The sequence below is a fragment of the Allomuricauda sp. NFXS6 genome (assembly GCF_040148835.1).
GTDB lineage: Bacteria > Bacteroidota > Bacteroidia > Flavobacteriales > Flavobacteriaceae > Flagellimonas.
Window position 1 is genome coordinate 446,482 of record NZ_JAGEMG010000001.1, and the last position, 13,577, is coordinate 460,058.

Annotated in this window: 8 protein-coding genes; 3 read left to right on the forward strand and 5 right to left on the reverse strand. The window is 44.3% G+C overall.

What is annotated here, in order from left to right; genetic code table 11:
• Positions 1-111 precede the first annotated feature (111 nt).
• The 5 genes from J4E06_RS01960 to J4E06_RS01980 form a co-directional block, all read right to left on the reverse strand.
• A complete protein-coding gene (locus tag J4E06_RS01960; RefSeq protein WP_349522368.1) occupies positions 112-984 on the reverse strand; it encodes an alpha/beta hydrolase in 873 nt (290 codons plus the stop codon).
• A 54-nt stretch (positions 985-1,038) separates the two neighbouring features.
• Positions 1,039-2,949, reverse strand: coding sequence for a hypothetical protein (locus J4E06_RS01965; RefSeq protein WP_349522369.1), 1,911 nt, complete (start codon positions 2,947-2,949; stop codon positions 1,039-1,041).
• A 69-nt stretch (positions 2,950-3,018) separates the two neighbouring features.
• Positions 3,019-4,542 carry a BspA family leucine-rich repeat surface protein gene (locus J4E06_RS01970; protein WP_349522370.1) on the reverse strand — a complete coding sequence of 508 codons (1,524 nt, stop codon included), beginning with the start codon at positions 4,540-4,542 and terminating at the stop codon, positions 3,019-3,021.
• An 18-nt stretch (positions 4,543-4,560) separates the two neighbouring features.
• Entirely contained in the window at positions 4,561-5,931 is a 1,371-nt protein-coding gene (locus J4E06_RS01975; RefSeq protein ID WP_349522371.1) for a RagB/SusD family nutrient uptake outer membrane protein, read from the reverse strand.
• A 15-nt stretch (positions 5,932-5,946) separates the two neighbouring features.
• Positions 5,947-9,108, reverse strand: coding sequence for a SusC/RagA family TonB-linked outer membrane protein (locus J4E06_RS01980; RefSeq protein WP_349522372.1), 3,162 nt, complete (start codon positions 9,106-9,108; stop codon positions 5,947-5,949).
• A 359-nt stretch (positions 9,109-9,467) separates the two neighbouring features.
• Here J4E06_RS01980 and J4E06_RS01985 point away from each other — a divergent pair, with 359 nt between their 5' ends.
• The 3 genes from J4E06_RS01985 to J4E06_RS01995 all read left to right on the forward strand — a co-directional run bounded on the left by J4E06_RS01985 (position 9,468) and on the right by J4E06_RS01995 (position 13,551).
• Positions 9,468-11,285: an alkaline phosphatase gene (locus J4E06_RS01985; RefSeq protein ID WP_349522373.1), complete on the forward strand. Its 1,818-nt coding sequence runs from the start codon at positions 9,468-9,470 to the stop codon at positions 11,283-11,285.
• Positions 11,286-11,596: 311 nt separating this feature from the next.
• Entirely contained in the window at positions 11,597-12,274 is a 678-nt protein-coding gene (locus tag J4E06_RS01990) for a response regulator transcription factor (RefSeq protein WP_349522374.1), read from the forward strand.
• Positions 12,271-13,551 carry a sensor histidine kinase gene (locus J4E06_RS01995; protein WP_349522375.1) on the forward strand — a complete coding sequence of 427 codons (1,281 nt, stop codon included), beginning with the start codon at positions 12,271-12,273 and terminating at the stop codon, positions 13,549-13,551. Before J4E06_RS01990 ends, J4E06_RS01995 begins: the two co-directional genes overlap by 4 nt.
• The last annotated feature ends 26 nt before the right edge of the window (positions 13,552-13,577 follow it).

Consider the following 13,577-nt stretch of genomic DNA (forward strand, 5'->3'; position numbering starts at 1 on the left):
TACTATATTTCAAACATTGGATATTTCTTTCTGCAGACCTTAACTCTTTGTTTTGGGGATTCAGACCCCATCGCCTGTATTTTTCCGATCTTTTTTGGTTCCCCTTTGGAGCTAAATGGCCTGAAGCCATTCCAATAATAATTGCCTCCATGTGGCCAACCGGCCATGTTGGAAACCCATGGCAAATCCGTGTCCCCCATGAGGATAGAGGTGCATCTCCACCTTTACGTTCTTTTCTTTGAGTGCCCCGTACAATTGGAGGCTGTTTTCCACAGGGACGACCAGATCGTCCCCGCTGTGCAATATAAATGTGGAAGGGGTATCCGGTCTGACCTGTAGTTCATTGGAATATAGGTCCACCAATTCGTTGGATGGATCATCCCCCAATAGATTGTTCCTTGACCCCTTGTGGGTATTGTCCAGTTTCATGGTGACCACTGGATAGATCAGCACCATGAAATCAGGTCGGTTGTTCCCTTCAAAATGGGTGCCCAGCGTAGAGGCCAAATGCCCTCCGGCTGAAAACCCCATGACCCCAACTTTATTGGGATCGATGCCCCAACTTTCCGCATTGGAACGGAGCACTTCGATTCCCCGCTTGGCATCCATCAACGGGGACAGGTGCGGTATTTCATTGGAACTGTCCTCCGGCAATCGGTATTTTAGTACGGCCGCTGCTATGCCATGTCCGTTCAGCCATTTGGCAATGTCCGTTCCTTCCTTGTCATAGGCGAGAGCACCGTATCCACCCCCAGGGCATATCATTACCATGGCACCTGTATTGATCACAGCAGAGGGCAAATATACCTCCAGGGCAGGGTCGATGACCTTGGAGATTACCCGCGCAGCAGGTTTTTTCATCTGTTCCTGAAGCGTGGACACTTTGGCATTGGGCACTTTTCCTTCCCAAAGTGGAAGGATATGGTTCTGTGCATGGCCAAGGCAGCCATACATTAAAAGGATCACATATAGAAAATGTCTCATGGTCTATTTCATTGTTATAAAGGAATGGAATGGGTGGCATCAAGCGGTAACGACTCAATCACAGCCCACTACCTTTTCCAGTTCGTTCTTTACCTCCTGCTCCTCTGCATATTCGACATATAGCCCTTCATAGGGTCTGTCCGACACTGCGAACATGACATCCGTGCAGCGGATATTGTCGTACTGCCCGTCCCCGTCGGAACTTTGCATGTGGAAGATGCGGCTGATATAGCTGTCATCCCTTGCATCGATATAGGCCCCGATATCATTACCATAATTATTGGGCTTTCTCCAGTCCGGGGACACCAGTTTATTGTTTTCCCTATAGCGTTTGAGTTGGAGGAAGTTTTCCTGGAGCACCCCATTGGCCGTCCCAAAGGGCTGGAAGTTATTGGTGTGCTCACTTTTGGTGATATTGTTATTGGGTTGGATATAAAGGATCACTTTACCCAACAACCCACCTTCCTTGGAACCATTTTCGTCCATAAAATATAGTGTCTCGCCGTCCACTATCCTGTCCTGGCTCACAATGGTCTCATTATGGAACCCACTGGAACTGTGGAACCTAAGCTTATCGCCAAATTTGTCTTGCATCAGCTGGATGATATTCTGCCATTTGGCGTCCGCTAACCACTGCTCGTATTCCTTTAGCTCAGTCATAATAAAAAGGGGTTCATGGTCTGGATTGGCATTGCTCCACTGTGCGATGTACTCGATCCAATCCCCAAGCAAAATGGAAGACGGATTGTCCACTGTAAGATCTACTTCATCTCCCGGGGCATCGTGTCCCAAGACCAGATTACCAATGTTTATGGAGGATAATTGAACGGAACTTCCCTTTCGCAAGAACATATCATAGCCCTTTTCGGCGGGCGAGAGCGATGCATCGGCACCTATGAGCGGATCCGTTTCGTTGTTGTACTCATAGACCAAGATCGGTGTCCCGTTATCCATTACCAATTGTGACCCGACCACATTGCCATTGGCAGCATAGGAATTGACATATAGTTTTCCATTGGATAGGACTGCCTGAACGGTACCCGTGAGAAGATCGGAGGTGGCCATTTCGGAATTGCCCAACGACCAAGATGTCCCATTGACGGCTATGGCATCCACTTTGTAATTGGTAACTGTGTTCATATTGTGGCGGAAAATATAGAGTTTGTTGTCCTGTTCAAACGGGTAGAGGGATTCTTCCGAAGGAACGGATTCCAATTCATAAAGCGCCGTGCCCAGTGTGATGCCCCCACCATCAAAAACCATCTCAATGATCTTATAGGTGCCCGCATCTTCTGAATGCAGTGCGATAAATGCCCTTTCATCAAAAACAAAGGTGGAAATTTGCGCATTGACGACTCCTGTACTCGCTGTTCCAATGGTGTTCAGAACTGTTCCGTTGAAACCATGGACGGTCAAGGTCCCATCAGTCGGAACATAATCGAGTACATATTGCTCCGATTGATGAGCCAGTATGTTGAACTTCCTGTTCTCTTCCGACCAGGGATTTCCAGTATTGTCATAGACCAATTCCTGTTCTCCATCGGTCAACATGTGAATTTTCAAGGTCCCCGCTGTTTCTGAATAGGAAAGCAGATAGGGTTCTCCGTTGTGGTTGAAGGTGGACAAATTGTCCGCTTCATCTGGCCAAGTGGTCTGTAGCTCTATTTCTGTGTGGAAGCTGAAAAGGTCAAATTCAAAAAACCTAAGCCCTCTTTCCAACTGGGTGGCTATGCCTTCACGTTTCATCCCGCCCTGATTCCCTGAATATGAATTGTGCGTCCCCCTGAAGAAGAACTGCCTGTAGATGGCCGTTGTCGAATCTTGGGCCACAGGTTCTGGGTTGGGACCCTCACCTCCCTGTGTTGGCGGGGGCGGGCTTGTTGTGGGCTCTTCACTGTCCGATGAACAGCCATGGGCCAGAAATACACTGAACAGTAAAATGCTTAAAATCGATATTCTTGTCATGTCACTAATATAAAGCATTGGAAGGGACCCCTAAATCGGAGCCCCTTCCTGCAATGAGAAAAAACATTCTTAATTATCCCTGTTACAGAATTCATTGTTGTCCGTTCTATCGGCAACAAAATTGGGTTTATGGGCCTCTTCCCATTGTGGTGCATCGGTGTCAAAGTCGTAATTGCACATTACGTTGCTCACGTCCCACCCTGATAGGTCTTGGTTGAATGCCTTGTTTTCTTTGAACAGATTCTGCATATTGACCACATTGCTCACGTCCCACCCGGAAATATCCTGGTTAAAGGCGCAATTTTCACCACCGAACATGGTTTCCATGTTGTCCATACTGCTCAAGTCCCAATTATTGATCGAGGGATTGTTAAATCCGCTGTCCTTGAACATGTCCCACATGCTCACCACCTTGCTCATATCCCATGCACTAAGGTCGCCGTTGTAATCGGATTCCCTGAACATTTCACGCATGGTGACCACATTGCCCAATTTGTCGCCCCAACCGGAAAGGTCCTGATCAAAGGCATCGTTCTGCCTAAAGGTGGACTGGAAACTGGTCACATTGGAAATATCCCAATCACCGATGGGCTGGTTGAAAGGACAGTTCCTGAACATGTTCTTCATGGTCGTGGCACTACTGACATCCCATCCGGATATGTCTTGATCAAAAGCGGTATCCCTAAACATGGTCTCAAAAGTGGTCACATTGCTTACGTCCCATTGATCTAAAGGCTGGTTGAAATTATTGGCCTTATAGAACATGTCCCACATGCTTGTGACACCGCTCACGTCCCAGTGGTTGATATTACTGTTAAAGGATGTGGCTTCCCGGAACATTTCCCTGAAATTGGTGGTTTCACTTAGGTCAGGGGCATCTTCTGCTGTTATCTGCAGATTGGTGCACTTTCTAAAATAACCGCCGTCATTGCCCAATTTAACCTGTCCCCAGTTGGTGATGTCGATGATGTTTGCCGCACTCTCGTTGGTCATATCAAAGTTGAACCCATTGATTTCTCCCCAAACGGTGACCGTATAGTCACCGGCCTCTGCGTAGGTGTGCGTGGCAGATTCAAGGTCGTAGGTGGCGACTATACTTTCCTGCCCATCACCCCAGAATACTTTGAAGTTGTAGGTTCCAGTCTCTATAAGTGGAAGGGTTATACTTCCGTTGGCATCCACCCTCCAAACAGACACAAATTCATCATCGGACTCAAACGGTGCCAATACTTTTAGATTGATGGTGTATTCCTCTTCCAGTCCAAATCCGGATACCAAAAGTGTGGAAGTTCCAGTAGAAAAACTTTCCCCGGATGCGGGCGAGGTTGTGATTCCATCCTGTAAATGGATGGTAAGTACCATGTCACTGGCATCACAATTTTCCGGAAGGGAAGCTGTAATGCTTCTGGAATAATTGGTGACAGAAACCTCAATATCTTCCTCAATACAAGGGTTTTTGGAGGCTTCTATGATTATGGAATCGATATAGACGTCCCTGTCGTCAAGGGAAAAGTCTGTACTGTCCACATCACAGGAACTGAGTGCAGCTCCGATAAATGCGATCAATAGGAAAAATTTATAAAATCGTTTCATTGTTTGTGTTTTTTTTGATTAATAGCCGGGGTTCTGTTCCATATCCGTAATGTCAACTTCAGCCTGTGGAATAGGAGCCAACAATCTTATGGGGTCAACAGTGATACCTCTTCCCTCCGTTTGGAAGAAACTGTTCATGGTCTGTATGGCTTTGCCCGTTCTCAGTAGGTCGTACCAGCGGTGGCCTTCACCTGCCAATTCCAACCTTCTTTCGAAGGCAATGGCATTGCGCATGCTTTCTTGGTCACTAGCAGTGGTGTTGTCCAGACCTGCCCTGTTCCTTACCCTATTGAGATAAATCTCCGCAGTAGAGGTCTTGTTGTTCTCATTGAGGCATTCCGCATATAATAGCAACACATCCGCATACCTGACCACAAAGTGGTTGTCCCCGGCATCTTCCCTGTTGCTATTGGGTGATGGCGTCCATTTGTTGATATAATACACATTGTTGGATTCGTTGATCAAGTTTCGGCGAAGGTCTCCTGCCTCGTATAAATTGTACAGGGAACTTTCCATGGCCATGGCCCCCATGCCCCCTTGGTCATCGGGTTGGGTAAATATGTAATAGAACCGGCTTCCTTCACTCATTCCATCAAGATTGGAGGTGTACTGAACACTGAAAACATCTTCATCGTTGCCTTCATTTTCCACACCGAAAAGGCCATCAATCGGAGCAAGGTCATATTTTTCGGAACCCACGATGATTTCCAATTGTGCCTCTGCCTTGCCAAAGTCCCCCAATCTCATGTAATGCTTAGCAAGAATGGCACGTGCTGCATATTCATCTGCCCTGCCCACGCTATTGGTTTTTGGCAGGAGTGCTATGGCATCCAACAGGTCTGTCTCAATCTGTGTGTAGATTTCCGCCACTGGTGTCCTGGTATCATCAAATGCATAGGTGGGGTCGTTCACCTCCAACACCAAGGGAACGTCCCCATAGATTGTTGTGAGTTGCTCATATAAAAACCCTCTGATGAATTTCATTTCACCGATCCTTATATTTTTCAAGGACTCACTATCATATACCACATTGTCGATCACATCCAATACAGTATTTGCATAGAGGATGCCTTCGTAGGCGTTCTCCCATATACTGCCCACAAAACCTGTGGTGCTGATCCATGAAAAATCTTCCAAAGGCCTCGCCCCTCCATTGGAGTTTGGAGCTTGGATATAAGCATTGTCAGAAGGGATCTCTCCCCACAGAATCATATAATAATCATATAGTGCCTGTAACTCGTTATATGTAGCGGTCACTGTTGATTCAACATTGTCCTGTGTGGTGTAATAGTTGTCGGCCAAGATGCCAGTTTCTGGAAATTGCTCCAGTTCGTCTTCACATGCAAAGCATGAAAGCATTGCCAAAGTGTAAATATATATTCGTTTCATAACCATGATTCTTTTTTATTGGAATGTTAGATTGATGCCCGCAGAAATGAGTCTGGGAACTGACGTTGTGCCAAAAATATGTCCTCTGTTCAGTGGGTTGCCCGTGTTACCTCCATCAGGGTTCATCCCCCTAAACTTGGTCCAAGTGTGCAGGTTATTGGCAGAGACATATACGCGCAGGCGCTTTAGGTGCAACTGTTGCAACACATCGGAAGGGATGTTATACCCCAACTGTACGCTTCTCAATCTCAGGTAATCCGCATCAAGTACGTTGTAATTGGTAGGGTTTCTACTGGCAGCCCTTGTAGCTGTATTGCCATAGGCATCGGGTGGGGCCAAAAAACCATCCGGATTATGGACAGGGTCCCAATAATTGTTGAAATAGTGGTAGTTGGTATTGGTAAATGCCTCCCCATACTCCAAATATCTGGAAGTCATCTCATCAAAGGCCATTCTTCCAACGGTTCCGTTGAAGTTCATGCTCATGTCAAAGCCTTTATAGGCGAGGTTTATTCCAAAACCATAGGTTACTTCGGGGTTGTAGTCGCCCAAAAGCACCCTATCATCGGCATCGATAATATCGTTTCCATCTGTGTCTTGGAATATATAGTCACCCACTTCTGCAGATAGTGTAGTATTCTTTCTATTGTTATATTCGGCTACTTCTTCCTCGGATCTCAAAATCCCGGTGATCTTATAGCCATAAAGGTTCGCCAAGGACTCCCCTACCCGGGTAATGAACCTTTGATTACCTCCTTCGAACAACTCTTCAGCCCCTCCAAGGGAAAGAATCTCATTGTTGTTGGTCGCCAAATTGGCATCAAAGCCAAAGCTTAGATCCCCCAAGTTGAAATTAGATCCACTGAGTTGGAATTCCCAGCCCTTGTTTCTCATTTCCCCAATGTTCTGAAGGGAATTGTTGAAACCAGTGTGTTTGGGTACCGGCCTGTCCAACAAAAGATCGGTAATGTCCGCTACGTAGTAATCGACCCCTAGCCTGATCTTGTTGAAAAAACTCAAATCCATACCGAAGTTGTTGGAGGTATTGGTCTCCCAAGTAAGGGCATAGGATGGGGCACTGGACGGGGCGGCACCGGGATGGAGCGTACCATCATAGGGATAGTCCCTTCCTGTGCTAATAGAGGCATACTGTGCATAGTTGCCAATCTGATTATTACCTGTTTGCCCCCAGCTATATCTAAATTTTGCAAACGTGAGTATATCATTCTCCGGAAAAAAGGACTCATTACTCAATACCCAACCAGCAGAGAACGAACCAAAGGTTCCATACCTGTTGTCCCTTCCAAACCTGGAGGAACCATCGGTACGTATGGATCCCGAAAGGAAATAGGTGTCCTTGTAATCATACATGACCCTACCAAAATAGGACAGTTGTGTCCATCGGCTTCGTGATGCCCCAGCCGTCTGTACAGTGGAGCCATCTATGTTTTCAATGATATCGTTTGGGAAATCGAACCCGTCAACGGACAGTCCAGATGAGGAGCTTTTCTGAAAACTCTGTCCCGCCAAGGCATTGAAGGAATGCTGGCCTATATCCAAGGTATAGTTGGCGGTGTTCTCAATGAGCACATCCCCTTGATCGCTCCTACTTTCCGACCCCTGCTGAGGATTCCTTTCACTGATCAATTCACGGTATGCACCGGTGAGCATTGGCGCATATTGGTCGGTAAACTTGTAGTCCAACAGATAACCCAATGAAGTCTTTAGTTCCAAATTGTCTATAGGCTCATAGGAAAGATAGGCATTTCCAAAAGTCCTGAACTCTCTTCTATCATACTTGGACAATTCTGCCATGGCCACAGGGTTTTCTTGTTGATTGGCATTATAAGGTCTGTTTGCACGAATCTGTGCCTCAATATTGTACCCGGTTGGGTGCGAATCGTCATAAGCAGAGAAAAATGGGTACATATATACCATGGCTCTACCTGCTGGATCTATAGGGAACCTATATTGGTTACTTCCATTGGTAAGTCCTCTTTCAGAATAGTAACCGTTCATGTTTGCCCCGAACTTCAAGCGTTCACTCAATTTGGTGTTGAACTTGATGTTAGTGGTATAACGTTTTTGGTCTGCAGTGATCACTATACCTTCCTCATCGGTGTACCCCAATGATACTGAATAGTCGGTGGCATCGTTCGAACCCGATACATTTATATGGTGGTTCTGTACTATCCCTGCCCTGTACACAGCGTCTTCCCAGTTAAAATCCATTAGGCCCGGTTCGTTGTTCAGGTACGGAAGGGTATAGTCCAATAAAAGTTCCCGCACGTTTGCTCCATTAGCAATACGCTGTGCCTCTGTATCATTAACACTGACATTGCTATGGTTTTTCAGATATGCGTTGTTTCGTCCGTCCCTAAAGAAAATGGCCGCATCATAAGCGTTCAAAAGGTCGTAAGTCCCGGTACGTTCTTGTATCCCTGCCACGGAATTGATCTGAACTGTCGTTTTTTTGCTCCGCCCCCCTTTCGTGGTAATCATGATAAGCCCGTTGGCCGCCCGAGATCCATAAATGGCCGAGGAAGCCGCGTCTTTTATCACATCAATGGATGCAATGTCATTGGGATTGATGACATTGAGGGAGCTTCCCTCTGCCAACGGAAAGCCATCGACCACCACAAGTGGGTTTGCGCTTCTGGTGATGGAGCCCGCACCCCGTATGGTTATAGTATTACCGTCCCCAGGGTTTCTTGCGTTGGTCAAAATGTCAACCCCTGGTAGTTTTCCCACTATGGCCTGGTCGAAGTTGGCGTTGGAATACTCCTGGATACTTTCTGCATCTATACTTACCACTGAGCCAGTGATTTTTTCCTTGGAGCTTGTCCCGTAACCAATGACCACCACATCATCGAGAACATTGCTGGCCTCTTTTAAAACAAAATCCAGGGTGAATACTGATGGGCCAACAGTCTTTTCCATTGTTTCAAAACCCATATAAGAAGCCACCAAAACAGGTGTATCGGAACTGGTTTCAATGGAATATTCCCCATTAAAGTCGGAAATAGCCCCATTGTTGGTTCCCTTCTCCACAACACTGGCCCCTGGAAGGGGGTACCCATCACTATCGATAACAGTACCATTTATTTTCTTTTGGGCCCACGAAACCGTTGTAAGGCCAATTAGAAAAATTGTTACCAAAAATTTAAATTTCTTCATATTAGGTTGATTATAATTGTTAATTCGGCAACCAAATAACAATAAAAAAACGATTTCGGTAATACGCCTACATCAAAACTTTATGCAAAGGTTTGCATTGGTTAACCTTTAATTTGCAAGCATTTAACCGCTTGTTTATACCCTATTTGAAAACATTTTATAAAGGGTGACAACAGTCTCTGCAAGGAGTGTGAAGGTGCCCCCTTCCAACTCTTTGATCCTTAGGGGTTGTAACACCTTTTTTTGTGCAAACCTTTGCACAATATTTTTTTAAAGAATGTATTATTTGTCGTTGTTTTGAATTGTCCAATTTTCCCAACTGGGTCTGTGGATGAATCTATCCTTTATAAATGATTTCTATGCACCTTACATTACACAAGTACAAGATTTCCTTGCTCCATTTGGTCGTTCTCCTTGGTGTTTTCCAATTCCAGTCCAACGTCCATGGCCAGAGCATCCATTCACACAATGATTATGAACAGGCTGTTCCTTTTTGGGATGCCTTTTCTGGTGGTCTCCAATCTTTTGAAGTGGATGTATTTCTAAAAAACGGAGTACTATACGCCACTCATGAGGAATCCGAAATAATCGAGGACAGGAACATTGAAAATCTTTATCTCCAACCCATTCAAAAGGCATTGGCTCTGAAACTGGGGGAGCAAAAGGCCATCCAAGTGCTCATCGACATCAAATCCGAAGCGGAACCGACTCTCCAAAAATTGGTCGCCGTGCTGGAACAATACCCGGATATCAAAGGGAACAACAATATCACCTTGGTCATATCGGGAAATCGCCCTCCCATTGACACCTACATCAACTATCCCCAATACATCAAGTTTGATTATCAAAGCTTGGAAAACATCGACAATGAAAAAGTTTGGGACAAAGTGGCTTTGATCAGTCTCAACTTCAAGAAGATTTCTCCTTGGAACGGGTTGGGAAGACTTACCTCTGATGACCTTAACAAGGTAAAGGCCACCATTCATAAAGCGCATAGCTATGGAAAACCTTTTAGGTTTTGGGCCACTCCCGACACCAAAACGGCTTGGCGGGCACTTGCTGATCTTGGAGTGGATTTCATCAACACGGATATGCCCTTCGTTTGCATGGATTTTGTCAATTCCCTGGAAAAAAGGAGATACGGGAACAAGGTTTTCTCAGAAGTATATACTCCTCATTATACTGTAGATCAAAAGAAAAAACCGGTGAAAAACATCATTCTGCTCATTGGTGATGGAAATGGGTTGAGCCATATCTCTTCGGCAGCCTTGGCCAATGGGGGGGCATTGACCCTAACACAGCTCAAGAGCATTGGTTTCCTTAAAACAGCTTCAGCCGACGATTTCACTACCGATTCTGCTGCCGCTGGCACAGCCTTGGCAACAGGGAATAAAACCTACAACAGAGCTATTGGATTGGATACCTTGCGAATGCCCCTTGCCAACATTCCCGAAGTACTTGCGAATTCGGGTTTTGTGTCTGGTTGTATTACCACCGATAAGTTGACCGGGGCCACGCCAGCTTCCTTTTATTCCCATCAGGAAGACCGGTCACAAGTAACCTCCATTGCAGCAGATTTGTCCAAAAGTGAGCTTTCTCTATTTGTAGGGGGAGGCAAAACCGATTTTGAAAACAGGGAAAACCTAGTGGGCTTCACTCTGGTGGATCATATTGATGATATTGGTGACTCTGGCCATGAGAAGATCGGTCACTTTTTTTCCAATGGCGATGTGCCAAGTGTTCTGGAAGGAAGGGGGGATGCATTGGCCAGGGCGACCAAAGGCAGCATCGATTTCCTAAAGGCAAAGAACAAACCTTTTTTCCTGATGGTGGAAGGTGCCAAAATAGACAAGTATGCACATAAAAAAAACGTGGCGGGCATTGTCAGTGAGGGGGTAGATTTTGACAGGGCCATAACGGAGGCCATAAAATTTGCCGATGTTTCGAAAAATACACTTGTCATTATTACCGCCGACCATGAAACCTCTGGTTTTGCCATTCCACAGGGTAATCTCAAAAGCAGGACCATTGAAGGGGATTTCACCACTTTTGACCACACTGCGGCCATGGTGCCCATTTTTGCCTATGGCCCACACTCCCATGAGTTTCAGGGTGTGTATGAAAACAGTGAAGTTTTCGATAAAATAATGAACATCTTGAGCATTTACCTTGAATGAATTTTTAACGATTAGTTTAGTTAGCTTTTAGATGCTGATGTTGAGAGAGCTTGGGAACAAAACCGTTCCCAAGTTTTTTCCAAGTATAACCTGTCACCACGAGCTAATAGATTAGGTTAGACTCGTCACTTTTCCATGGCCTTTACTACTCCTTTCTACTACCCTCCACTTTGGTATTCGCTATCTAGGAGTAAAACATTCTGCTTTATTCAACAAATCTTGTTCCATAAAGTTGTCAATGACAACACACTATCGGGCCTGGTCCCAGTAAGTTCCCATTTCTTTCTACATATTGAGCGTAATTTTATCTTATGAAAATTCTATTGATTGAGGACGAACCACAAATGGTCAATACTATTAAAGATTCCTTGGAAAAAGAGGGTTATTTAGTTGAATTTGCAATGGATTTCCATAGTGCCATTGGAAAAGTTTTTGTTTACGAGTATGATTGCATCCTATTGGACATTATGTTACCCAATGGAAGCGGGTTGGATATTCTCAAAAAATTGAAAAAAGAGAATAAAAGTGAAAATGTTATCATCATCTCGGCCAGAGATTCATTGTATGACAAACTCGAAGGATTGGAGCTTGGTGCCGACGATTACCTTACCAAACCATTCTATTTGGCCGAACTCAACGCTCGTGTAAAAGCAGTGCTGCGAAGAAAAGAACTAAATGGAAAGAACTTCATTGAGATGGCCAATGTTGTGCTAGAAATGAATAAACACCAACTATTGGTGAATGGAAACAATATCCCTCTGAACCGTAAAGAATTTGGTGTTCTCAATTATTTTTTGCTGAACAAAAACCGTTTGGTCAGCAAGGAAGCACTGGCAGAGTATGTCTGGGGAGATCATTCTGACAATTCGGATAACTTTGATTTCGTGTATTACCAAATAAAAAATCTTCGAAAAAAGTTGAACGATTCCGGGGCGGGCATCCGATTAGAGTCAATCTACGGTGTTGGATACAAACTTATCGAAGTATGAAGCTCCAAAACCAATCCTTAAAATATCTTTCAATCTCCATTCTGGGCATTGTCATTCTTTGGGGCATCATTTTCTACATAAATACGCTTAATGAAATCAAAGGCAGTATTGATGAAGGTCTTGAGAATTACAAACGGTTAATCATTCAAAATGCTAAAAAAGACTCCAGCATTTTGGACAAAAGTTATTTTGATGAGAGTTTTTTTTCCATTGAAAGGATAACAGCACCAAAAGCACTTGCCCAGAAGGACCAGTACATTGATACCGAAATCTATATGCAGGATGCCGATGATGAGGAGCCCGAACCCGAGCCAGTGCGCATGTTCATAACCACATTTGAAATCAATGGAAAATACTATCAACTGAAAGTGGCCAATTCCATGGTAGAGGAAGACGACCTAATCAATGAATTGATGAAAGGGGTCATTTTGCTCTATGCCATATTGATCATATCCATAATAGCCATTAATTTAATTGTCCTAAAAAAACTATGGCAACCTTTTTACAAACTTTTGGACCAATTAAAAGGTTTCCGTCTTGGCAATCATCAAGCGTTGCCCGAAGTTAATACAGAGACCAAGGAGTTTGCCGATTTAAAAAAAGTAATGGACAATTTGTTGCAGCATGCTATCAAGACCTATGAGCAACAAAATCAATTTATTGGAAATGCTTCACATGAACTGCAGACTCCATTAGCCATAGTTTCTAATAACCTGGAATTGGTACTGGAAAACAAGACCTTGGAGAGTTCTGATGCCAAGAAGATAACTGAAACCTATCAAATAGTACAACGTTTGATCCGTCTCAACAGGTCTCTACTACTATTGGCCAAGATCGAGAACAATCAGTTTATGGGCAGCCACAATGTTTCCATCAATACGATTGTTACACAAACTATAGATGACTTGAAAGAAGTTATAGAATTCAAAAATATTAAAATAACCATTAAGGATACTACTGAACTTTCCGTTATGATGGACAAATCGCTTGCAAATATTTTGATTTCCAATTTGATCAGAAATGCTGTTCTACATAATGTAAAAAACGGAAAAATCGATATTGCCATAATGGATAGAACATTGAAAATATCGAACACCAGTATGAGTCAAAAATTGAACGATCCAAACATTTTCAGGCGTTTCTATAAAGGCACGGGAAAAACCAACAGCACTGGGCTCGGATTATCAATGGTAAAAGCTGTCACGGAACTGTACGGGTTTTCAATTTTCTACACCCACAAAAATAATCTTCATTGTTTCGAACTGACTTTCAAATAGTTTTCGATTCCCAAATCTTTCCAGAT

Bases quoted from the DNA above. Each gene is read 5' to 3' on its own strand.
- J4E06_RS01995 (WP_349522375.1), top strand. From the start codon at position 12,271: ATGAAGCTCCAAAACCAATCCTTAAAATATCTTTCAATCTCCATTCTG.
- J4E06_RS01980 (WP_349522372.1), bottom strand. From the start codon at position 9,108: ATGAAGAAATTTAAATTTTTGGTAACAATTTTTCTAATTGGCCTTACA.
- J4E06_RS01985 (WP_349522373.1), top strand. From the start codon at position 9,468: ATGCACCTTACATTACACAAGTACAAGATTTCCTTGCTCCATTTGGTC.
- J4E06_RS01975 (WP_349522371.1), bottom strand. From the start codon at position 5,931: ATGAAACGAATATATATTTACACTTTGGCAATGCTTTCATGCTTTGCA.
- J4E06_RS01965 (WP_349522369.1), bottom strand. From the start codon at position 2,949: ATGACAAGAATATCGATTTTAAGCATTTTACTGTTCAGTGTATTTCTG.
- J4E06_RS01990 (WP_349522374.1), top strand. From the start codon at position 11,597: ATGAAAATTCTATTGATTGAGGACGAACCACAAATGGTCAATACTATT.
- J4E06_RS01970 (WP_349522370.1), bottom strand. From the start codon at position 4,542: ATGAAACGATTTTATAAATTTTTCCTATTGATCGCATTTATCGGAGCT.
- J4E06_RS01960 (WP_349522368.1), bottom strand. From the start codon at position 984: ATGAGACATTTTCTATATGTGATCCTTTTAATGTATGGCTGCCTTGGC.